We start from the raw sequence: 23,981 nt of genomic DNA on the forward strand, positions 1-23,981 counted from the left end.
TTATTCACACTCGGTTAACTTGTTTATCCCTTCACAACTGTATACATCCTCTATATTCAAATTGCCCCGTTCCGGGGAAAAGAAAATTCTGCTTATGGTAACTACTTTCTTCTTTTTCTCCCTTTTCTCCAGGTGAACCACCAGATCAAGAGATGAAGCTATTATTCTTTTTACCGAAGATGGGGTCAGGTTTAAATTATTAATCAACAGCAGGGTTTCCAGCCTGGATAACATATCCACAGATGAATTAGCATGCAGGGTAGACAGGGACCCGTTATGGCCGGTATTCATTGCCTGCAGAACATCTATTGCTTCCGGCCCCCTTATCTCCCCCACTATTATCCGGTCCGGCCTCATACGTAATGAATTTTTTACCAGCTGCCTTATGGTAACCGCACCCCTGCCCTCAATATTGGGGGGCTTGGATTCCAGCCTTATTACATGGGGAATATTAAGCTTAAGTTCCAGGGTGTCTTCAATAGTAATCACCCGTTCGGCCGGAGAAATAAAATTGGAGAGCACATTTAACAGAGTAGTTTTGCCGGTTGAGGTTCCTCCTGAAATTATTATATTTGCCTTACGCCTTACATGGCGTTTTAGAAAATCAGCAATATCGGCGTCTAACATTCCCAGGTCAACCAAATCCTTTATACCCATGATATTCTGCCTGAATTTTCTTATGGTAACCACTACCGGTTCAATAGATACCGGAGAGATAACCACGTTAATCCGGGAACCGTTTTTCAACCTGGCATCAACCATGGGTGAACTTTCATCAACCCTTAACCCCAGCGGGCTTAGAATTTTATCAATAATATTTCTAAGGTGGGCATTGTCCCTGAAACAAATGCCGGTTTTTACCAGGCAGCTATTTTTCTCTACATACACTTCATGGTGATGGTTTATCATTATTTCCGTAACTTCATCATCTTCTATTAAAGGGCTTATGGGGCCGAACTCAAAGCTATCCAGATAAATTTCTTCGGCTACCGATGATATTTTCTTTTCAGTTATTATTAACTTCTCCTTCCGGGCTATCTCTTTTACCTCAGTCTCTATCTTCTCCAGCCTCTGCTCCGGGTTCAGCTTTTTCAGGTGTTTAAAATCTATTTTCTCTATCAGTGTTTTATACATGGTCTAATTCCTCATAAATTGAATCAGCAAAACTGGCAATGCTCTTGGTTATTCTTAAATTGTATTTGAATATATGGGTTGGACCCTGATTCAGAAATAAATACTCTATATCCCGGTCATAAGGAATGAATGCTTTAATGGGATAATTAATATAACTGTTGATTAAGGCCGGAGATAAACATGGTTTCAGGTTGTATTTATTTATAACCAGATCTATGGGCAGGTCAGCCTTCAGGCCGCTAAGCCCTGATAAAATGCCATTAAGGTTCTTAACCGACATCAGTGAAGGACTGGAAACCAGGGAAATCTTATCCTGTTGCCCTAACAGTTCCCATCCCGTAAAGTCCAGGCAAAAAATTGGCATATCAATTATTATCAGCTGGAAATATTTTTCCAGTTCTTTTAAGAAGCTGCCCATATCCGGCAGATCAGCATAGCAGCTATGATTTACCGGGGGCAATATAATATTCAGGCTGAATTCAGTATTTATAACTAGGTTTTTTAACAGGGTTATATCAATATCTTTAATACCCCTGGGTACATCCCCCAGGTCTTTTACCTGTTTTTCTTCCAAGCCAAAGATAATCCTGCTGGCAAATGAGCCCAGACTCAGATCCATCAGAAGTATATTTTTTTCTTTCTTCAGTGCGTAATATGCGGCTACACTGTAACTGAGGAAACTGCATCCGCAGCCGCCTTTGGATCCGGTAAATAGTATACTCTTGCCCTCCATGTTAAAACCTTTCTAATAATTAAATATTTCTTCGGGACAAAGGGATAAATTGATAGTCCCTCTTTCCAATGCCAAAAACACTGTTTCTGCTTCCTGCCCGGTAACATATATGGATACTACACACCCGGTTGGGCCCGGGGATTCAGGCACCTGGCTGTCTTCAATAAACCATTCCTGGTTCTGGCCTGGATTATCCTGCCCCCTGCTAACCATTACTATTTCTTTCCGGGAAATTACTGTCTCCGGTACCATATCGCCGGAAGCCTGCTGATAATAAACAGAAACCATATCTATGTTCTGGCCTGGCTGAAGCAAATCGGGGGGCCCGTAAAAAGTTACGGGGACAGTTACCAGCCTTTTTCCCTGAGGGATATAAGAGCTGTACCCGCTGCTGCTTTTCGGCGATTGCCCTGAGATAAATTCGCTATATATTATTTCCCCCCGGCTTATGTTTTTCAAACATTCCTCTCCAACCGCCTTTTCCGGGTCCCTGATGGCCCTCTCGCTGGATATGGCTGAAGGGATGCCCTGAACCTGCAGCATAGAATCCTGGATAATCTGCCCGGCAGCAATATCCCTGCCGGCAATTACCACTTTTTGTAGATTTTCATTCTGGGGTATCTTGGATCTCAGATTATTAATATACCAGAACATAAATATCCCTATTACTGCCGCTACTGATAAGAACAGTATTGCTAATATTTTTTGTTTTATTATAAGAGTCGCTCTGCTTTTCATATAATTTATCCTTTTATGTATTACTATATTAATATAATTAGACATTTATGTAAATAGATAAATCAAAATTTATGGCAGGCAAAAATATTTAATGTTTTTTAAGATTTGTTTATGGGTATTACAGGCTGTCTAAACCAGGTTGACCGGATGGCCCTGCCTGAATGCCTGGATGTTTTTGGAAGTAATATCTACCAGCCTCTGCCTTGTTTCCCTGGCTGACCAGGCACAATGGGGGGTTACCATTATATTACTGCTTTCTCTCAGCAAAGATATCCGGTCCTTCGGAGGCTCCTGGCCTAATACATCTATCCCTGCACCGGATATCTGGCCCTGTTTAAGAGCACTGGCTAAATCCTGTTCATTTATAATGCCGCCCCTGGCGGTATTAATAATAATTGCTGTGTTCTTCATCATCCCAAATTCCCTTGCAGAAATGAGATCACGGGTTTTATCGGTTAAAGGACAGTGCAAGGATATTATATCGGACTCCTTTATAAGCTGTTCGAATTCAGTATTGCTGTACCCGGTATCTGAAATATCCCCAACATCATGGGCCAATACCTTCATGCCAAAACCTTCCGCTATCCCGGCTACTGCCCTCCCGATAGTTCCAAAGCCTATGATTCCAATGGTTTTGCCATACAACTCAAATCCTGGATAAGAGAGCATATTAAAAGTTCGGGATTTTTGCCACAGGCCTCCATTTACATCCCCGGCGTACCGGCAGCAACTGGTAGCCAGGTTAAGTATTAGCGCAAATGTATGCTGGCTTACTGAATGCTGGGCATAACCCGGTACATTAGCAACCAGTTTGTTGTATTTTTTGGCTGCTGAAGTATCTACATTATTGTAGCCGGTAGCAATAACACAGATTAATTTCAAAGCTTCAAGCCGGCGGATAGTATCTGCATTTATCACTATTTTGTTGGTAATTATTACTTCCGCATCCCGGACATAATCTGCCGGATTATCCTGGTTAGAAATTGAAAAAAGCTTCAGATTACCCTGTTCCCGCAGGGGCTTGAAGTCTATATCTTGATTTAAGGAAATAGTATCAGAGTCTAAAAAGATTATATCCATAACTGCCTTCATCTATATTTACAATCAGTAAATATTATAAAACAAAAGCCCCGGCATAAAAAGTTGCCGGGGCTATAATTATCTAATTATAGACAGCACTGATTATAAATAGCAATGTGACCGGGTAGTCTTCAGGCTCACCGCATCGGCAACCCTTTTTACCGCCAGCATGCCGGCTGCAGTCCTCATATCAACTTTCCGCTGCCTGGACATCAGGTAAACCTCATTGAAGGACCGCTCCATAATCTTTTTCAACTTTGAATTAACTTCCCGGTAAGTCCAGTAGTATGACTGGCAATTCTGGACCCATTCAAAATAAGATACGGTAACCCCTCCCGCATTGCAGAGCATATCCGGTATAACCATTATATTCTTCTGATGAAGAATCTGGTCAGCTTCCGGAGTTACTGGAGCATTAGCAGCTTCCGCTATAATTTTTGCCTTTATATTGGGAGCATTGTTTTTATCAATCTGGTTCTCCAGCGCCGCAGGTATAAGTATATCGCAATCCAGTTCCAGTAACTTGTCCGCATCTATAGCCTCGCATTCGGAATAATTGCAAACCGAACGGGTCTCTTCCTTATGGGCCAGAACCTGCTGGGGTCTAAGACCGTTGGGATTATAAATAGCCCCTCCTGAATCGCTTACTGCAATTATCTTAAAGCCCAAATCGCCCAATATCCTGGCACAATGATAGCCGGCATTTCCGTAACCCTGAATGGCCACCGTCAGCTCATCATTTTCCATTCCCAATTTCTTTAAAGCCGAAAGAATGGTAAACACTACCCCTGCAGATGTAGCTTCATCCCTTCCCTGGGATCCTCCAAGCTCTATGGGTTTACCGGTAACTATTCCCGGAACAAAATGCCCCTTCTGGTTGCTGTAAGCATCGGTCATCCAAGCCATAATCTGGGGAGTGGTCCCCACATCCGGAGCTGGAATATCGGTATCTATGCCTATATTGGGTGAAAGCTCAAGTATAAACTGCCTGGATAATGCCTCCAGCTCTCTGACTGAAAGCTGCTTGGGATTAACTGTAACCCCGCCCTTGGCACCGCCAAAAGGCACGCCCACCACTGCAGTTTTTAAGGTCATCAGCATAGCCAAAGCCTTAACATCATCCAGGGTAACTGTAGGGCTGAACCTCAATCCTCCCTTGGTAGGGCCCCGGTCCGAATTATGCTGTACCCGGTAACCCTTAAAAACATCAATCTCTCCATCATCCATCTGAACCCTGGCCGATACCTCTACTACCCTTCTGGGCTCCCTTAAATATTTTCTTATTCCCGGTTTTAAGCCTAGGAGTTCCATGATCTGGTCAATTCTCTCCTGGGTCATGGCCCAAACATTCTTTTCTGCTTTCTGCATCTTTTCTCCTTTGAAAAAAATAACTGACAAAAAACAAAAAAGCACCCCCAATTAAACCATCATGGTTTAAAAAAAAGATGCTTCATTGCACTATATAAAAAGGCTTCATTGCCTTTAATTTTTTGTAAACGGAATAGATTATATAAACTATGGTTTATTTAATCAAGGATTATTTGGTACCTTATTTAATAACCGTAGCCGCTGCACTAGTCTTGGATATGGTCTTAATCTCCACCCTGACCTTCTGGCCCATGTATTTTTGCCCATCAATAATCTGCACTACATACCCCTCCACTCTGGACAGGGCATCACTTTTATTATGCATATACGGCTCTTCTACCGTGAGGTCAAGGATGTCCCCTATACCAAAAGGTTTGGCCGCTTTTTTAATGTGCTCCACCGAACCTTCCTCTTCCACAATAAATGCATCAGTGGGCAGATTATCGTCTCCGGTTACGGCAATATACTTTTTGGTAATATTTTCCAGATGCTTCAGGTTCTTGCCTCCCTGTCCGATAATAAGCGCGGCAATAGTCGAATTTAATCTTACCAGAAAAGCTTTTTCCTTGCTCTCCTTGGCCAGCTTCCTTATTTTTCTCTCTACTTCCAGCCTCAGGGTTTCCTCGCTTTTCACATAACCCATACCCTTGCACTGGGGGCAAACCTTGCAGAGGGTTCCTACAATTCCATCGGAAACATTCTTCCTGGTCATCTCCACCAGTCCAAACTTTGAAAAATTCAATACCTCATTTTTTGTCCTGTCATTCTCCAGGCACTGATTAAACTTGTTCAATACTTTTCTTTTATCCTTTTCACTGGACATATCAATAAAATCAATAACTATAATTCCGCCGATGTCCCTTAGCCTCAGCTGGCTGGAAATGGCTTCAGCAGCCTCCAAGTTGGTCCTCAGGATAGTCTGGTTGGAATTCTTGCCAGAAGTATACTTTCCGGTATTAACATCTATGGATGTAAGACCTTCGCCATAATCAATTACTATAAATCCACCTGACTTAAGCCACACCTTTCTTTCCAGTGCGCTTTCAATAACTTCATTAACATTAAAAACTTCAAACAACTCATCGGGACCATTATGCACCACAATATCATTAAACTTGGACCCAATGCTCTTAATATAACGCTGGATTTCCCGCTTACTGTTCTTCTTATCCACGTATATAGTAGTAAATTCCTCACTGAATATGTCTCGTAAAAGCTTTATAACTATTGACTGCTCCTCTGACAACAGTGACGGTTTATTGGTTTTGGCTGCTCTCCTCTCGATACTTTTCCACATCCTAACCAGGTGCTTCAGGTCTTTCTTTAACTGATAATTAGTCCCATTTTTGGCCGCAGTCCTTACAATTAAACCAAAATCCTTGGGCTTTATTTCCGTGGCCAGAGACCTTAAGCGGTCCCTCTGTTCGCCCGGAAGCTTTCTGGATACCCCAATCCCGTCATTAAATGGAGCCAGCACCAGATACCTTCCCGGCAGGGAAACATAGGTGGTCAGCCTGGCCCCCTTGCTTTTCATGGGATCCTTGGTTACCTGTACCATTATATTCTGGTTGGGTTTCAATACGTGCTGAATTTTTTTTGGTTTTACCTCTCTGTCATCTACATCCAGGTCAAAATCTACTTCATTTACATACAGGAAAGCATTTCTGTCCACCCCTATATCTACAAATGCCGCATCCAGGCTGGGAAGAACATTTTTAACTTTTCCCATATATATGTTTCCTACCAGGGATTTCTTTATTTTACGGTCAAAATAAAGCTGAACCACCCGGCTTGATTCCAGGATAGCCACCCTGGTTTCGTTCTTATCAGAACTAACAAGCATTTCTTTCTTCAATTTCTTAATAAACTCCTTACTCAAATTACTTCCATGGGCAGCAGAAGTTTGCCTTCATCTGCTATAAACATCTCCTGTTTGACCACGGAATAAATATTTACATTATATTTTTCAGCAATACCTGTAAAATAATCATAGAAATAATTATATTTAAATATTGCATTATTTTTCTTTTTAAAGATTTTAACATAACCATACAAATTTAGTAGGTACAAATTATCATGAACCGGCTCTATGGCCAACTCATACAGGGTTTTGCCTATATCATCCACATCCTGAATATCATTGTTTAAGATTTCCTCCAGGCTGCAGCCACTCTCAGGCAGCTTTAGCTGGAAACGATACAGGACTATGCCAATATCTGCCATAAGGCTGCCAATCTTCCGGGTTATAGCCTTTGACTGCTGTACTTCAAGCTGCGGCTTTAACTGAGAATTCAGCTTGATTTTAAAATCCTCTGGGTCCATGCGCTCACTTAAGGCTGCATCACCATATTCGGCAACGCTCTCCACTCCCAGGGGGGTAGGATGGCTGAAACTCAGCCTGGGTTTGGGGTTAAAGCCCTGGCTGTACTCCAGATTTATTTGAGCCCTCTCCATGGCCCTGATTATAAAGCGGGTAATATCCAGGTGAGACAGATACTTAAATTCACCTGTTTTGGTAAACTTGAACCTGATCTGATTATTTTTCATAGCCCCCGGCTTTCCTGTATTGGCTTAATAAAAATTTTTTAGAAATCCCTATGTCCACCACATCCCAGGGAAGAATTTCCTGCAACCCGTAATGCCTGGAGGAGTAGAAATCCATACCCAGGTGACTGTTTTCAAACGCCTGCTGCCATAAACTGAAATCAAACACATCAGTCCAATTGTCAAATCTTGCACCCAGCCTCCATGCTTCTTCCACTGCATCAGCTACCCGGATATCACCCCTGGACATAACTGCTTCCAGCTTGCTTTTATTAAAATCATTCCAGTGAAGTTTTACTATTTTCCTGGGAAGCCTGCTGGCAATCATGGATATTTTTTCAGCCAATGCCTCCGGATGGTCCAGGGGTACCCACTGGAAGGGAGTAAAGGGTTTAGGTACCAGGGCATTTATGGAAACCGATACATTAAGCCTTCTATACTTCCTGGATCCCAGGGTTTTTCTACCGGTAGCAATTATGGTATTTATAAGCTGGCTGATAGCCGCTACATCATCCAGGCTTTCGAAAGGAAACCCTATCATAAAGTACAGCTTTATCTTCTCCCAGCCTTTAGAAAAGGCCAGCTCCGCACAGTCCAGCAGCTCCTGTTCGGACATCTTCTTCCCAATAATGTTCCTCATTCTCTGGCTGCCGGCTTCCGGGGCAAAAGTCAGACCGGTTTTCCTGCCGCTGCCTATCAGTTCCGCCAGCCCCAGGCCAAAACTGTCCATCCTGAGTGAGGGCAGAGAGATTGAAATCCTTCTGTCCCGGGCATAGCTGTTTAAGGGCCCCAGCAGCTTCTCCATATCCCGGTAGTCAGAACTGGATAAGGACAGCATGGAAACTTCATCATAACCTGTACCTTTTAAGCCCTCAATGGTATCCCTGGCCAGCATATCAGCATCCCTGGATCTTACCGGACGGTAAATATTACCGGCCTGGCAAAACCTGCAGCACCGGCTGCAGCCCCTCATAATTTCAACAGCAAAACGGTCATGCACCACCCTTATATTAGGTATGACCGGATTTTTTACTATAGGCCACCGGTCCAGGTCTTTAACTGTCCTCTTTTTTACCTTAATTTCGGGTTCAATACTTTTTATCTGGCCCCAGGGAAAATAATGTATGCTGTAAATTGAAGGCACATAAACTCCTTCAACCCGGGATAAATCTTTAAGCAGCAATTGTTTGCTCTGGCTGCCGGCCTTGTATTTCCTAATTCTTTCCAGTATCTCGGTTACAGCTTCTTCGGCCTCCCCTATAAACATAAAATCCAAAAATGGCGAAACCGGCTGGGGGTTAACTGTTGACGGACCACCGGCCGCAATCAGGGGCAGCCGCCTGTCCCTCTGGCCCGCCCTCAGTTCCAGCCCCGAAAGCTTGATCATATTGAGCATATTGGTATACAGCAACTCATGGGCCAGGCTAAACCCTATAAAATCAAATTTATCCAGAAAAATCCGGTTTTCCAGAGAAAACAGCCTGAAACCGTTTCCGGTTAAACTCTGTTCAAAATCCGCCCAGGGAGCAAAAACTCTTTCTGCATTAAAATAAGGGTAGCGGTTTATGATTTCATAAAGGATCTGTATGCCCAGATTAGGCATACCTACCTCGTATAGGTCCGGAAAGGCCAGAGCAGCCAGGACCATATCTTCCCTTTCCTTTATCTGCTGCAGGGTTTTGCTCTTTATTCCAACTTCATTGCCTATATACCTGCCCGGTTTCTGTATGCCTTCCAGGAGCAGCTGGAGCTGCTCAGGGGTTAAATGTTCCATAATTAATCAAATTCCTCATATGCTATTTGGTGATACTTTCTTAATTCCCTGCGCATATACACATTTTCTACCATAGCTATTCCTATAAACAGGCTGACCAGGTTGCTTCCGCCGTAGCTTAAGAAAGGCAGGGGAATACCTATAATGGGCATTATGCCCATAGTCATTCCGATGTTGATTATTATCTGGGACAGCAGTATAAAGGCAACCCCCGAGGCAATCAGCCGCCCAAAATGGTCAGTAGCATGATTGGCAACAATCAGGCACCGCCAAACCACTACCGCCAGGGCTATTATTACCAGAAATCCTCCCACAAATCCCATCTCTTCTCCAATAACCGAGAATATAAAATCAGTCTGGTGTTCGGGAACATAGCTCAGGTTAGTCTGCTTGCCCAGAAAAAGTCCCTTGCCCCATATCTCCCCGGACCCTATAGCCAGTTTTGACTGGTAAAGATTGTAGCCTACTCCGCCAGTCTGTATGTCCGGCTTTATAAATACCAGGATCCTGTCCAGCTGATACTCCTTTATAATCCCCGTGCTTACCCCTATAGCAACTCCTCCGGCACTTGCCCCCAGCAATCCTATAAGGTATAAGAGATTGGCTCCCGATATAAACAGCATTCCCACATAAGTTAAGAAAAAAATCAGGGCAGTTCCCAGATCATTTTGAAGTATTACCATGCCTATACAGGATAGCGCCACTACCATAGACAGCATGACTTTCTTAAAGCCCACCCTGTTTTCTTTTTCGCTTTTGCGCCTGGAAAAAACCGCAGCTACAGCCAGCACCATAAGCACCTTGGATATCTCTGAAGTCTGGAAAGAGGAAAAACCCAGATCTATCCAGCTCTTGGAACCGTTGACTTCATATCCGAAGGCCAGCACTACCCCCAGTAAAGCAAGATTAAGTATGAATATGGCTGCCCACCAATTCCTGTATTTTCTGTAATCTATCAGCTGCATCACCCAGAATATAATAAAACCGGCAGCTACGAAGTAGGCCTGCTTTTTTAAGAAGTATGCCGGATCAGTTATCCCTCCCGGAAGGCTGTACCGGGTAGCAGAATAAATTATTAACAGCCCGAAACAGGAAAGGGCAAGCACGGTCAAAAAGAGGATAATATCAAACTTCAATATCTTCCTGTTTTCCATTTTATTTAATTGTTTTTCTTCAAACTCAAGCATCGCCATTATCCAGGTTAAATAAATAACTATAAATATCTTTGACCAGAGGTGCCGCAGCGCTGGATCCTCCGCCTGCTTCCTCCAGCATGGCTACCACCACATATTTGGGGTTATCCAGGGGGGCATAGCTGGCAAACCATGCAAAATCCTGCCTGCCGGCAAATTCAGCAGTTCCGGTTTTTCCGGCAATAGGGATCCGGTCCAAAGGAAAGCCTAAAAACCGGTAAGCTGCCGTACCCTCACTTACTACCAGATCCAAACCTGTTTCTATCATATCCACATAATTTTCATTTAATTCTATGGTACGGTCAAGGTTGGTATCCACATTAAGGAAAGCATCTCCGGTATAATCCTTGATGTCCTTCAACAGGTGTACCTCCTGATAACTTCCCCGGTTGGCCAGTATCATATAAGACTGGGCCAACTGCAGCGGAGATACCAGCAAATCCCCCTGGCCGATAGACATGTTAACCGTATCCCCGGGGTACCATACCGTTTTTTCCACCTGACCCTTAAAATATTCTTTCTTCCACTCCCGGTCCGGAACTACTCCCGCATCTTCATAGGGCAGGTCTACGCCGGTCTTGGAACCAAACCCAAAAAGCCTGGAATATTTTTGAAGCAGCTCTTCTTCATTATTGTGTTTGGAAAATAATCGCAGGCCGATTTCATAAAAAAAACTGTCACATGAATTTTTAATCCCTCCGTAAATATTTAGGCTTCCATGCCCGCTCCTATTCCAGCAAAGTTTGGGAAAGCTCCTTCCCAGACCATACCAGGTTCCGGTACAGGTAACCCTGCTGTTTTCATCTATTACCTCCTCTGCCAGTCCGGCATAGGAGGTAACTATCTTAAATACTGAACCCGGAGGATAACCCATAACCGAGCGGTTATTTAAGGGGTAGACATTTTCAGGGTCATTAAGATAAGCCCAATCGCGGCTGGATATTCCCCCTATAAATACTTCCGGATCATAAGTGGGGTAACTGGCCATAGACAGCACTTCCCCGGTGTCCGCCTCCAGAATCACTACCGACCCGCCGGTTACCTTGAAAGTTTCTTCAGAACCTTTCTCTACTTCCTTAAGCCTTATGTCCTCAATAGCCTGGTGCAGGTATTCCTCTACCTTGCGCTGTAATTCTATATCCAGGGTAAGGTAAATATCATTTCCGGGTATATAATCAATTTTTTCCACAGTGCTGACCGGCCTGCCCAGAGGATCAACCTCATAGGTAACCTTGCCCTTTACCCCTTTAAGAACCGGTTCATAGTACTGCTCAATGCCGCTGATGCCTATCTGGTCTCCGCCTTCATATTTATCCTTATACTGCTCGGAGGATAATTTTTCTTCATCAATTTCACCGGTATAGCCCAGTATATGGGATGCCAGAAAATCAAAATTATATTCCCTTTTAAATACATCAATAATTTCTACCCCGGGGAGATTCTCCAGATTTTCCTTAAATACAATCAGGGTTTCATTATCAATATCCTGGGCCAGGATGATTCTTTCCAGATAGGATATATTGGTTTCCTGCAGCTTCTTAACCAGCTGGTCGTAGCCGATTTCCAGGTTGGAACTCAGAAACTTCAGGGTATCCTCGCTGGCCAGGACTGACCTGGGCTCTACCGCTACTGCCTGCACCGGTACACTTTTAACCAGCAGTTCACCGTTACGGTCATATATATTACCCCTGGGGGCAGCAACAGTCTGGGACCTTATAATGTTTTCCTGGGCCTCCTGGGCCAGAACCTCTCCGCTCATAACCTGCAGGTAATAAAGCCTCAACACCAGCACCACCATTGCTGCTGCCAAAAAATATATTACTGCTTTAAGCCTCTTCCCTGCTCTTGAATCCAAAAATCCACCTCTTTTGTTGCCCCAGATTAAACAGGGGGAAAATTAACAATAGCAAAAGTATGCTATAAATTGGTTTTATTATCATTTCCTTACCCAGCTGCACAATATCCAGTCCGTAATTAAACAAATAGTGCAGCATGGCTTCCATAACCAGATTCACCTCGGTTATACAGAACACAATAAGCAACAGCACCGGGAGCCTCCTCTTTATGCCCATCTCCACCAGCCGGGCGGCTATAAAAGCATTAAGCGCATAAATTAAAGCATTAATGCCCACAATATTGCCAGCCATAAAATCCAGCAGGAGCCCAAATACAAAGCCATAAATTATCCCGTAATAGTAACCATCCACAACAGCCACACTAATTATGCAGATCATCAAAAGATCCAGATTTATGGAATAAAATTTCAGCTGCTCGGCAAAAGTAACCTGCACCAGAAGGGCCAGGATTACCATTATAAAATGAATGATTTTGGTAAAAATCTTCATATCTATTTCCTGCCTTTTATTACCATTACATAATCCAGGCTCTTTAAATCAGCAAAAGGTTCTATTTCAATCTGCTTATAGGCATCGCCGATATTATCTGAAATCTGGCTCACCCTGCCTATCAATAACTCTTGGGGAAAATCCTGACTGAATTCGGAACTTATAACGATATCCCCATTATATACATATTCATCCCTGGGGATATAATTTAACTGCACCCTTTTATCCGGGCTGCCTTCAGCCACCCCCAGACTCCTGGAAGTAAGGATCCTGGCTCCAATACTGCTGCCGGGGTCATTGATAAGCCTGACCCTGCAGCTTCTGTCTCCGGCAAGAATCACCTTGCCCGCCAGGCCGCTTTCAGTGATAACTGCCATGCCCTCTTCCACTCCCTGAAGCTTTCCGGCATTAAGAGTAACCTCAGACTGCCACTTGCTCTGATAAAAACCAACAACTCTGGCTGCCTGCAGGTCCAGCTGTTCCCTCAGCTCCATTTCCAGCATCGACCTGAGAGCATTATTTTCTATCCGTAAATTTATTTCCCCGGTGTAGCCCTGCCTCAGCTCCTGATTCTCCTGCTGCAGGTCCAGATACTTGTCCCTGAGGTTAATATAATCCCTTATGCTGTTAAAAAACCCGGCTACCGGTGAAAAAAAAGTAAACAGCTTTTCCTGTATGGGGATGAAAAAATCAGTGACCGCCACCTTTCCCGACTTAATAAAACCTGAATCCCTAAATGATGCGGTAGCCACTATTATGCAGAGTATAATAATTATGCCAAGGACAATAATGTTTCTAAATCTTTTATTAAAAAAACCCATTAAACATGGCACCAAGATTATGGTTTTGAATACTTAAGGTACTGTTTGAGCCTGGAAAAATCTTCAACGCATTTACCAGCACCTATAGCTACCGATGCCAGGGGATTCTCAGCCTGGTATACGGGGCAATGGGTCTCCCTGCTTATCCTCTCGGTAAGGCCTTTAAGCATTGAACCACCTCCGGTAAGCACAATACCCCTTTTCATAATATCAGAGGATAGCTCGGGAGGAGTACTGTCTAAAACCTCGATAACCGCATTTACTATATCATTTACCGCTTTCTCCAGAGCCTTCCTTATCTGCTGGCTGGTAACTATGATAGTCTTGGGCAGCCCGGTTACCAGATCCCTGCCGTTTACCTCCATCTTCTCTTCGTTTTCCAGAGGAAAGGCGGAGCCTATTTCCATCTTGAGCTTCTCTGCCGTTCTTTCCCCTAACAGGAGATTGTGCTCTTTCTTAAGGTAATAGGTTATATCTTCATCCATTTCATTTCCACCAATCCTAAGAGACTGGCTCACCACTATGCCCCCCAGGGAAATAACTGCCACCTCCGAAGTTCCTCCACCAATATCTACTATCATGCTCCCGGTGGGCTCATCTATGGGCAATCCTGCCCCTATGGCTGCCGCCAGGGGCTCTTCTATGATATAAGCAGCTCTGGCACCAGCCTGTTCGGTAGCTTCCACTACCGCCTTCTTTTCTACCGGAGTAATACCGGAAGGCACGCAAATTACTATCCTGGGCCTGGCTATTCCAATATTTTTATGCACTCTCTGTATAAAATACCTTAACATTTTTTCCGTGGTCTCAAAGTCAGCAATTACCCCGTCCCTTAAGGGCCGGATAGCCACTATATGGCTGGGGGTCCTTCCCACCATTCTCTTTGCTTCCTTGCCTACTGCCAGTATGCGGGAATTGTTTTTATCTATGGCCACTATGGATGGCTCATCCAGCACTACTCCCTTGCCCTTAACATAGACCAGGGTGTTGGCTGTACCCAGGTCAATTCCCATATCTTTTCCTATTACATTAAGAAAGAATTCAAACATTAAAAACTCCTTATCTTTCACCTAAGATATTATAATTCATATCCTTTAACATATCTATAAACCTGGCCACCGGAAGGCCCATAACATTATAAAAGCAGCCTTCTATTCTTTTAACCAGCAAGGCTCCCCGGCCTCCTATATTATAAGCTCCTGCCTTATCCAGCACCTGTTCGGATTTTAGATAGCTGTTTATTTCCACCGGCCCCAGCTTGCGGAATTCCACTGTAGTTATTTCCGAACCAGTCCTCTTCTGACCGCTTTCCATATCTATCATGCATACCCCGGTTAATACCTTATGGGTACGCCCGCTTAATTTTTCCAGAAACTGGGCCGCCTGCTCCTGGTGGGCAGGTTTACCCAAAAAGCTTCCGGCAAAATATACCAGAGTATCAAATCCACAGACTATACCCTTCCTGCCCTTTATCTTCTCTGCCGCAAAACGGGCTTTGCTCTCGCTGTTGTCCTCTACCGCCCGGTAAGGATTGCCGGAATTTTTTTCCTCTACCCCTTCAGGTTTTATTATATCAAACTTTAAACCCATTATCTTCAGAATGGACTGCCGCCGGGGCGAGGTGGAAGCCAGTATTATTTTTTTATTTTCTTCTTCCCACATCTGCCAATAAAAAGGCCAGCAATATTCCAATAATAGCACCCAGAGTTACATTAACATGAATGCTAAAGCTAACATCAAACAGGTAGAGATTCAGGCTCAGGGAATCGGTACCCACCTTAAGGCCCTTATCCAGTATAGGTATGGTTTCCCTCAAAACGTGTCCCAATATGGCCCCTATTACTCCACCAGCCAGCACTATTAAAAATACTATTTTTCCTCTTCTCTTTCCCATAAAATCCTGCCCTGCTATTCCTTAATTTTTCTATTAACCAAAAAACAATTTAATTTCTCTCTCCGCGCTCTTCACCGAATCCGAGCCATGAATCACATTTATGGTAACATCTTCTCCATAGTCACCCCTTATGGTTCCCTTTTCTGCCTTGGTTGAATCAGTACAACCCATCAGTTTCCTGGCCCTGACGATGGCATCCACCCTGCTTACCACCATAACCACACATTTATACGAAGTTACATAATTAATCAGCCTGTCGAAATAAGGTCTCCCCTCATGTTCTGCATAATGAGAACAAGCCAGCTTTTTTTCCACTTCCATCATCTTGAGTTTCTCTATCAAAAACCCCGCCTTTTCAAACCGGGAAATTATCTCTCCTATCAGTTTTTTCCTTACCGCATCAGGTTTGATAATAATCAGGGTTTTTTCCTTTTTCATTTGGTTGGCCCCGCAACCAAATTTACAATCGCTGCAATCCGACATCTATTCCTCCAAATTATTGTGATATTTTACAATACGGACATACCTTCCAATCAAGCTCTAGAGGTTTGCCGCAATTTATGCATGAATTTTTAAGCTTCTTCCGGCAGTAGGGACATATAAGGAAATCATCCTTTACCTGTTTGCTGCAGGCCGGGCACCTGCTGACTTCCGAACTTAACTGTCTGTCCATTTTCCTTATTTCCAGCTCTCTCTCCAGCACATCGTCAATATACTCGGGCGGCCTGAGGATCAAATAAATGATTAGGCCCAGATAATTGAGAACCAGCACCACCACTGCCCAGAAAATGGCACTGGTATTTCGAAGCCTGGCATCCCGGTAAGTCCAGTAAACAAAAGCCAGCCATATAATAATTAATATAAATATGATCCCCCTTATAAGGTAACCCCATATAGGAAGCTTAAAAAAAGCAATTATATTATTGAGATACTCAAATAAGTCCATAAATCCTCCAAGAACAAGAGTTTTAAAATTATAAAATAGGCTCCAAATTAGTTATTGAACCAGTAATGCATATAATATCATCTAAATCAGAAATTTTTAAAGCAAAATTTAAGGAATTTACTATATTATCTATCTTATACACCGGTAAACCATCCAGGCCTCTTTCCCTCAAACCGGAAATTACTGCCTCCTCCAGTAGATCGATATCCAGGCTTCTGCTGGAGCCACTGGAGGTTATTATCAAAATATCTGCAACCTGGATAATCTCCTCCACCATTTCCCGGTAATCCTTATCCTCCAAAACCGCAAAGATAATAACCTTCTTTTTCCGGGGAAAATACTCCCTTAAATTGGTACATAACCATTTTATACCTTCCGGATTGTGTGATGCATCTGCTATCACTTCCGGATCTTTTCTAATAATTTCAAATCTTCCCTTAACTTTAAGGCTGCTGAGGGATTTTTTCAACCTTTCTTCATCCAGTTTTTCCTCTCCCAGATACAGCTCCGATAAAACTACTGCCAGGGCCATGTTTTTTACCTGGTACTGGCCTTTAAGAACAAGTTTTAGCCGGTCATAATTTGCCTTTAGGCCTTTCATGTCCACTGACCAGCTGTCTGTATCCTGGTCCCAGAAATGATTAAAATCAAAATCCTTCCTGTAGGCCAAAACCCGGCCTCCTGCTTCCGATGCCTTGTTTTTTAGAACATCAATTACCTGTTTATCTTCTGATGTGGTAGCGGCCACTGCTCCCTGCTTTAACACTTCTGCCTTCTCCACAGCAATCTCTTCAACACTGTTTCCTAAAATACTGGTATGTTCCAGGCTTACCCCGGTCAGTCCCACTACCCTGGAATAAACTGCATTGGTTGCATCCCAGCGGCCCCCCATTCCTGCTTCCAGCACCATAACCTGCAGACCAAAATTTTTGGCCATTAAAAAGCCCATGCCTGCAATTATTTCAAACTGGGTCATATTACCGTTCAGGTCTAAACCATTTACCCGCTGAACGAAAGTATAAATCTCTTCAAACAGACCGGCAAATTCTTCCCGAGTGATGTCCCCGCCGTTGTACCAGAACCTCTCGGTATAATCCTTAATATGGGGAGAGATATGGTAACCACAGTCTATCCCCTGCCCGTACAGTATGGCTGCTGTCATCCTGGTGGTTGAGGTTTTGCCATTGCTTCCTACTATATGGATAAAATCAATGCCCTCCTGGGGGTTATCCATAACCTGCAGCAACTTTTTGATCCTTACCAGGCTGGGCTTGATGCCAAATACAAGACACCGGTCAAGGTATTGGACTGCATCGCTATAATCCACTTTGCCCTACCTTTTAATATTTTTCATTCTTTCCAACTGCCGGGAAAGTATGTTCAGCTTCCGGTTAAACTGGTCTACCTTATCCTTTTCCTTCTGTACTATGTTTTCCGGCGCTTTGTTTAAAAACTGGGGATTGGTCATTTTTTTACTGCTTTTTTCAAGCAACTGGTTTGCCTTTCTGTATTCTTCCTGCAATCTTCTAATCTCCAGATCAATATCCACTACATCCAGTATATAGATAAATATATCTATATCCCGGTAAGCAGTTTTAATATACCCCTTCTGGTCTTCCATAGCACCAAAGTCCAGGCTATCCAGCTTGGCCAGATTTTTTAAATAATCCTGATTGGACTCAAAAAGCTGGCGGTGGCCGCCGCTCAAGTTTACCTTTATTTTAGCGGCAGGGTTTATCTTTAGCTCCGAACGAACTTTTCTTATCTGGCTAATAACTCCAAAAATTTCTTCTGTTTCCTCCTCTGCTTCCGGATAAATATTCTTATCCGGATAGGGATAGTCCTTAACCATCAGGCTCTCTCCCTCATGGGGGATATTCTGCCAAATATTTTCACTTACATGGGGCATAAAAGGATGAAGCAGCCTCAAATACTGTTCCAGCACGTACCACAACAGGTAAAGGGCAGTTTTTTTATCCGAGCTGTCTTCCGAATAATAAATGCGCACCTTGCTGGCTTCAATATACCAGTCGCAGTAATCGCTCCAGAAAAAATTATAAAGAATCCTGCTGGCATAAGAAAAATTATAGCGGCTGAGATAACGGCTGATGCCTTTTGTGGTCTTGTTTAACCTGGTAAGTATCCATTTATCCCAGAGGTTTAAATTAAGCTGGTCAAAATCAATATCTATGACGCTTTCATCTATATTGGATATAACAAATTTGGAGGCATTCCACAGCTTATTGGCAAAATTTCTTGTTCCTTCAATCTTGTCCTCGCCCAGCATCAAATTTTTACCGGGGGTGGTAAGAGAACACAGGGTAAATCTCAGTACATCCGCGCCATGCTCTTCTATAATATCCATGGGGTCCACCACGTTGCCCTTGGATTTGCTCATCTTCTGGCCCGATTCATCATTTACCAGGGGATTTATAAATACCTGTTTAAAGGGCACTTCTTTCATAAAATAAAGGCTCATCATAATCATTCTGGCTACCCAGAAAAATATGATGTCATGGGCGGTTACCAGCACTTTGGTGGGGAAAAAATACTTCAGTTCCGGGGTATCCTCCGGCCAGCCGGCAGAAGCAAAAGGCCATAGACAGGAACTAAACCAGGTATCCAGTACATCATCATCCTGGTAGATATCGCTGCTGCTGCACTGGGTACAGTGTTCGGGTGCATTTTCTGCCACCATCATCTGTCCACATTGCCTGCAGTACCATACCGGAATGCGGTGGCCCCACCATAACTGCCTGGATATACACCAGTCCCTGATGTTTTCCATCCAGTTAAAATAAATCTTTTCCCATTTTTTGGGTATTATTTTAATTCTGCCCTGGCGTACCGCTTCCATGGCCGGCTCAGCCAGTCTTTTCATGGAAACAAACCACTGCATGGATATCCTGGGCTCCACTACGGTGTCGCAACGGGAACACTTCCCTGTGCTGGAAACATGTTCCCTTTTATTTTCCAGAAAGCCCATCTTTTCCAAATCATTAACTATAGCTTCCCTGGCCTTGAACCGGTCCATCCCCTGATATTTACCGCCGTTCTGGTTTATGGTAGCATCCGGGTTAAAAATATTGATTTTTTTGAGCTGGTGGCGGTTGCCCATTTCAAAGTCATTGGGGTCATGGGCAGGAGTAACCTTCACCGCTCCTGTTCCAAAATCAGGGTCCACAAAATCATCTTCTATTACCGGGATTACCCTGCCTGCCAGGGGAAGATAAACTTTCTTTCCCGCATAGCCTTTATATCTTTTATCCCCGGGGTTTACAGCCACTGCAGTATCCCCCAGCATGGTTTCCGGCCTGGTGGTAGATACTACTATAAATTCATCCTGGACAGGATTGCCCTGCTCATCTGCAAGGGGATATTTTATATCCCAGAGATACCCCTTTTTCTCTATATGCTCCACTTCAATGTCTGAAACCGCAGTTGAGCATCGTGGACACCAGTTAACCATATAATTTCCCCGGTATATAAGGTTGTCCTTATATAGAATATTAAATTCCCTGGTAACTGCTTTTACATACTCATCATCAAAAGTAAACCTCTGCCTGGGCCAGTCACAGGAACAACCCAGCCTTTTAAGCTGGTAAATTATTCTATCCCCATATTCCTGTTTCCACTTCCAGACCTCTTCTATAAACTTTTCCCTTCCCAGCTCATGCCTGCTGGTACCTTTTTCTTCCAGATGCCTTTCCACTACATTCTGGGTGGCAATACCTGCATGGTCAACACCTGGGGTCCAGCTGGCATTAAAGCCGGACATGCGCTTATAGCGTATAATTACATCCTGTAAACTATTGTTTAAGGCATGACCAATATGCAGCTTGCCGGTAACATTGGGGGGCGGTATCACCATACAGAAGGGAGTCCGGTCAAAATCTACTTCAGCATGAAAGTAGCCCTCCTTTTCCCAAAAACCGTATATATCCTTTTCAAAAGCGGCAGGGTTGTAGCTTCCCTCTATTTTACTAAACATGCTAAGCCAATTTCTCTTTACTTTTTACAGCCTGCTCTTGCTGCTTGATAACCTTGGGTGCTACTTTCTTTTCTATAACCTTGGCATCTATGATGCATTTTTTAGCATCATTCTCATCAGGGATGCTAAACATTATATCCATCATGGTGTCTTCCATTATAGACCTCAGTCCCCTGGCTCCAGTACCCCTGGCCATGGAAAGCATGGCTATGGCCCGGAGGGCTTTATCCTCTATAATCAATTCCACATTATCCATTTCAAACATCTTCTTATACTGTTTTACCAGAGCATTCTTTGGTTCAGTAAGTATCCTCACCAGGTCTTCCTGATTTAGATTGGAAAGAGTGGCCATAACCGGCAGTCTGCCAACCAGCTCGGGAATCAAACCAAACTTTAAAAGGTCTTCAGGCATAGCCTGGGGAAGCAGCCAGTCAATCTTTTCTTTCTTTCCCGGTATTTCCTCGGATACAAAACCTATACTCTTTTTATTAACTCTGCGCTCAATTATCTTTTCTAAACCGGCAAAAGAGCCGCCGCATACAAACAGGATGTTGCTGGTATTAATCTGTATAAAATCCTGCTGGGGATGTTTCCTTCCGCCATGAGGAGGAACATTGGCCTCTGTGCCTTCCAGTATTTTCAATAAAGCCTGCTGCACCCCTTCGCCGGATACATCCCTGGTAATGGAAGGATTGTCAGATTTTCTGCTAATCTTGTCAATCTCATCTATATATATTATGCCTGTTTCTGCTTTCTTTATATCAAAATCTGCAGCCTGTATAAGTTTGAGCAGAATGTTTTCCACATCTTCACCCACATAACCCGCTTCGGTCAGCGCGGTAGCATCGGCGATACAGAAAGGAACATTGAGAATGCGGGCCAGCGTCTGGGCCAATAAGGTTTTCCCGCATCCGGTAGGGCCCATAAGTACTATATTGCTTTTCTGCAGCTCAACCTCATCTTTTTTAGCGCTATCGCCGTATTTGATCCTTTTGTAATGATTGTACACAGCTACTGAAAGTATCTTTTTAGCAGCATCCTGACCAATAACATAATCATTTAATGTCGAATATATTTCACTGGGCTTGGGCAGGTTTTTAAAATCAAGCTCCTGCTGTTCTCCCAGCTCTTCTTCCAGTATTTCATTGCAAAGCCCTATACATTCATCACAAACATAAACACCAGGACCGGCAATAAGCTTCTTTACCTGATTCTGAGGTTTACCACAAAACGAGCATTTCAGGAAATTACCCCTTTTGTCATTTTTATCCAATATCAAACACTTCCTTCTATAATTTTATTTCTTATATATTACCTGGTCTATTATGCCGTATTTTTTTGCATCTTCAGCAATAAGTATAAAGTCTCTCTCGGTATCCTTTTCCACCTTCTTGATATCCTGCCCGGTATGTTTGGAAATTATATCATTGAGCAGGCTTCTTATCCTTACCATCTCTCTGGTATGTATCTCCACATCCATAGTGGTTCCGGTTACTCCTCCTGAAGGCTGGTGCAGTAGAACCCTGGAATTGGGCAATGAAAATCTCTTACCCTTTTCTCCGGCCAGAAGAAGCACTGCTGCTGCACTGGCCGCCTGGCCAATACATATAGTGGATACCGGCGATTTTATAAACTGCATGGTATCATACATAGCCAATGCAGAAGTAACCATCCCTCCCGGACTGTTTATGTAAAGCTGTATATCCTTTTCAGGATCTTCAGCTTCCAGGTGAAGGAGCTGGGCCATTACCAGATTGGCCACATTATCATCTATGGCTACACCCAGGAAAATAATTCTTTCCTTCAGCAGCCTGGAATAAATATCAAAAGATCTCTCACCACGGTTGGTTTGCTCTACAACCATGGGGACTAGATAACTATTTTTCATATATATCACACTTCCTTATTTTTGATTCGGAGTCCAAAGCTTTTTCTCCTGTTTGCCCTCCTGGCTCTCCGGTGTTATCACTTTTTTTGCGGGCTCTTCTTCCTGGTCTACTACCTTGGCACTGTTAATCAGCTTATCTATAAGGTTCTTTCTCCTTACAGAGCTGGCAAGGTTTTCTTTACCCTCGGGAGTCTGAAGATAGTTTTCGATTTTTTTCTTCTCTTCTTCCTTCTTATAGTTGGAGATAATCTGCTCAGCTTCCTTGTTTATATCCTCTTCTGCGGGTTCAATTTTATCCTTCTCCGTTTTCTCCAGAGCTTTAAACAACAGATATTGTTTAATTTCTATCTCTGCCCTTTGCTTAAACTGCTGTTCCAGTACCGATTCGTCCATACCGGTAGCCTGGAGGTAGTTCTTCTTATTTATATTCTGGGTCTTTAAGCTATTATCAAACTCCTTTTTCATTTGCTCGGTTCTGTTCTGCACCATCGCTGCAGGAGCCTTGATATCAGCTTTCTCTATCAGCTGGTCTATTATCTTGCCCAGTATTTCTTCTCTTCTACCCTGTTCCTTCTGCTGGGAAAGGTCTTCTTTTACATCTTTTTCGAACTCTTCCCTGCTCTCATAATCTCCAACATCCTTTAGAAAATCCTTGTCTATTTCCGGGATTATTTTCTTCTTTATTTCCTTCAGTTTGACCTTAAATTCAGCTTTTTTGCCCGCGAGGTCATCCCTCTTAATGTTCTGGGGTAAGGTAAAATCTATTGTTTTTTCCTCCCCTTTCTTCATCCCCACTATAGCCTTTTCAAATTCAGGGGTAAGGGTTTTGGACCCGATTTCCAGCACAAAGTCCTCAGATTTACCGTCTTCCAGAGCCTTTCCGTCTACTTTTCCTTCAAAATCTATGGTAACAAAGTCACCTTCCTGGGCTTCTTTGTCCTCATCTACCGGCTCCAGTGAAGAATACTTATCTCTTACCCTGTCTATATAATTATCTATTTCTTCCTGGCTGACTTCTGCGGGTTTTGCTCCTACTTCAACCTTGGTGTAATCAGGAGCTTTTATCTCCGGCTCTACAGGCACGGTAAGCTCAACCCCCAATGGTTTCCCCTCGGTAATCTCCTTAAATTTTACCTGGGGATAATCAATAGGGTTAATATCTGCATTATCTATTACCTGCGGATATAGCTCTGAAAGAGCTATACTGGCTGCTTCATTAAATACATACTGTTTTCCGAAGTTGGTATCTATAACCTGATAGGGTACCTTCCCTTTTCTGAAGCCCGGAATATTAGCTTTTTGGGATATCTTTTTGTAAGCTTTCCCTACAGCCTTGTTAAAATACTTGTTTTGTATCTCCAGGTCAAGTTTTACCTTGTCCTTTTCCTTTGTAACATCTAATATTTTGTAATCCAACTAAAAGCGCCTCCTGCCTTTTTCGTCCTATTTACATTAAAAAATACATTATAATAAAAAATAAATAAAATACAAACTGCGGACATTTATGTCAAGGGGCAAATTTAGGTACATAT

The 23,981-nt window shown here is 43.3% G+C and carries 22 protein-coding genes; all 22 read right to left on the reverse strand.

Going from position 1 to position 23,981, the window contains the following annotated elements; translation table 11 throughout:
* The 22 genes from K9H14_00230 to tig all read right to left on the reverse strand — a co-directional run bounded on the left by K9H14_00230 (position 1) and on the right by tig (position 23,865).
* Positions 1 to 1,134 carry a CpaF family protein gene (locus K9H14_00230; protein MCG9478624.1) on the reverse strand — a complete coding sequence of 378 codons (1,134 nt, stop codon included), beginning with the start codon at positions 1,132 to 1,134 and terminating at the stop codon, positions 1 to 3.
* Entirely contained in the window at positions 1,127 to 1,867 is a 741-nt protein-coding gene (locus tag K9H14_00235; protein MCG9478625.1) for a hypothetical protein, read from the reverse strand. The genes K9H14_00230 and K9H14_00235 overlap by 8 nt, the downstream gene beginning before the upstream one ends.
* 12 nt (positions 1,868 to 1,879) lie before the next feature.
* Positions 1,880 to 2,605 carry a Flp pilus assembly protein CpaB gene (gene cpaB / locus K9H14_00240; GenBank protein ID MCG9478626.1) on the reverse strand — a complete coding sequence of 242 codons (726 nt, stop codon included), beginning with the start codon at positions 2,603 to 2,605 and terminating at the stop codon, positions 1,880 to 1,882.
* Positions 2,606 to 2,734: 129 nt separating this feature from the next.
* Positions 2,735 to 3,697, reverse strand: a complete 963-nt coding sequence (locus K9H14_00245; protein MCG9478627.1) for a glycerate dehydrogenase — start codon at positions 3,695 to 3,697, stop codon at positions 2,735 to 2,737.
* A gap of 90 nt (positions 3,698 to 3,787) precedes the next feature.
* Positions 3,788 to 5,053 carry a Glu/Leu/Phe/Val dehydrogenase gene (locus K9H14_00250; GenBank protein ID MCG9478628.1) on the reverse strand — a complete coding sequence of 422 codons (1,266 nt, stop codon included), beginning with the start codon at positions 5,051 to 5,053 and terminating at the stop codon, positions 3,788 to 3,790.
* 181 nt (positions 5,054 to 5,234) lie between these two features.
* Positions 5,235 to 6,908 carry an Rne/Rng family ribonuclease gene (locus K9H14_00255; GenBank protein ID MCG9478629.1) on the reverse strand — a complete coding sequence of 558 codons (1,674 nt, stop codon included), beginning with the start codon at positions 6,906 to 6,908 and terminating at the stop codon, positions 5,235 to 5,237.
* Between the two features lie 20 nt (positions 6,909 to 6,928).
* Complete coding sequence (locus tag K9H14_00260) at positions 6,929 to 7,600, reverse strand: TIGR03936 family radical SAM-associated protein (GenBank protein ID MCG9478630.1); 672 nt, start codon at positions 7,598 to 7,600, stop codon at positions 6,929 to 6,931.
* Positions 7,590 to 9,371, reverse strand: coding sequence for a TIGR03960 family B12-binding radical SAM protein (locus K9H14_00265; GenBank protein MCG9478631.1), 1,782 nt, complete (start codon positions 9,369 to 9,371; stop codon positions 7,590 to 7,592). The genes K9H14_00260 and K9H14_00265 overlap by 11 nt, the downstream gene beginning before the upstream one ends.
* 2 nt (positions 9,372 to 9,373) lie before the next feature.
* Positions 9,374 to 10,558, reverse strand: a complete 1,185-nt coding sequence (rodA, locus tag K9H14_00270) for a rod shape-determining protein RodA (GenBank protein ID MCG9478632.1) — start codon at positions 10,556 to 10,558, stop codon at positions 9,374 to 9,376.
* A complete protein-coding gene (mrdA, locus tag K9H14_00275; GenBank protein ID MCG9478633.1) occupies positions 10,551 to 12,419 on the reverse strand; it encodes a penicillin-binding protein 2 in 1,869 nt (622 codons plus the stop codon). The genes rodA and mrdA overlap by 8 nt, the downstream gene beginning before the upstream one ends.
* Positions 12,391 to 12,909, reverse strand: a complete 519-nt coding sequence (gene mreD / locus K9H14_00280; GenBank protein ID MCG9478634.1) for a rod shape-determining protein MreD — start codon at positions 12,907 to 12,909, stop codon at positions 12,391 to 12,393. Before mreD ends, mrdA begins: the two co-directional genes overlap by 29 nt.
* A 2-nt stretch (positions 12,910 to 12,911) precedes the next feature.
* Positions 12,912 to 13,730 (reverse strand): rod shape-determining protein MreC, encoded by an 819-nt coding sequence (gene mreC / locus K9H14_00285; protein MCG9478635.1) that lies wholly within the window; start codon positions 13,728 to 13,730, stop codon positions 12,912 to 12,914.
* 17 nt (positions 13,731 to 13,747) lie between these two features.
* Entirely contained in the window at positions 13,748 to 14,779 is a 1,032-nt protein-coding gene (locus tag K9H14_00290; protein ID MCG9478636.1) for a rod shape-determining protein, read from the reverse strand.
* Between the two features lie 10 nt (positions 14,780 to 14,789).
* Positions 14,790 to 15,392, reverse strand: coding sequence for a Maf family protein (locus K9H14_00295; GenBank protein ID MCG9478637.1), 603 nt, complete (start codon positions 15,390 to 15,392; stop codon positions 14,790 to 14,792).
* On the reverse strand, positions 15,373 to 15,624 hold the full coding sequence (locus tag K9H14_00300; protein MCG9478638.1) for a DUF4321 domain-containing protein: 252 nt from the start codon (positions 15,622 to 15,624) through the stop codon (positions 15,373 to 15,375). The genes K9H14_00295 and K9H14_00300 overlap by 20 nt, the downstream gene beginning before the upstream one ends.
* 33 nt (positions 15,625 to 15,657) lie before the next feature.
* Positions 15,658 to 16,062, reverse strand: a complete 405-nt coding sequence (gene ndk / locus K9H14_00305) for a nucleoside-diphosphate kinase (protein MCG9478639.1) — start codon at positions 16,060 to 16,062, stop codon at positions 15,658 to 15,660.
* A gap of 58 nt (positions 16,063 to 16,120) precedes the next feature.
* Positions 16,121 to 16,570, reverse strand: a complete 450-nt coding sequence (locus K9H14_00310; protein ID MCG9478640.1) for a zinc ribbon domain-containing protein — start codon at positions 16,568 to 16,570, stop codon at positions 16,121 to 16,123.
* A 28-nt stretch (positions 16,571 to 16,598) separates the two neighbouring features.
* Entirely contained in the window at positions 16,599 to 17,897 is a 1,299-nt protein-coding gene (locus K9H14_00315) for a hypothetical protein (GenBank protein ID MCG9478641.1), read from the reverse strand.
* A 6-nt stretch (positions 17,898 to 17,903) separates the two neighbouring features.
* Positions 17,904 to 20,561, reverse strand: coding sequence for a valine--tRNA ligase (locus K9H14_00320; protein MCG9478642.1), 2,658 nt, complete (start codon positions 20,559 to 20,561; stop codon positions 17,904 to 17,906).
* 1 nt (position 20,562) lies between these two features.
* Positions 20,563 to 21,837 (reverse strand): ATP-dependent Clp protease ATP-binding subunit ClpX, encoded by a 1,275-nt coding sequence (clpX, locus tag K9H14_00325; GenBank protein ID MCG9478643.1) that lies wholly within the window; start codon positions 21,835 to 21,837, stop codon positions 20,563 to 20,565.
* 21 nt (positions 21,838 to 21,858) lie between these two features.
* Positions 21,859 to 22,449, reverse strand: coding sequence for an ATP-dependent Clp protease proteolytic subunit (locus tag K9H14_00330; GenBank protein MCG9478644.1), 591 nt, complete (start codon positions 22,447 to 22,449; stop codon positions 21,859 to 21,861).
* 15 nt (positions 22,450 to 22,464) lie between these two features.
* Positions 22,465 to 23,865, reverse strand: a complete 1,401-nt coding sequence (gene tig / locus K9H14_00335) for a trigger factor (protein MCG9478645.1) — start codon at positions 23,863 to 23,865, stop codon at positions 22,465 to 22,467.
* Between the last annotated feature and the right edge of the window lie 116 nt (positions 23,866 to 23,981).

The sequence above is a fragment of the Actinomycetes bacterium genome, assembly GCA_022396035.1.
GTDB lineage: Bacteria > Actinomycetota > Humimicrobiia > Humimicrobiales > Humimicrobiaceae > Halolacustris.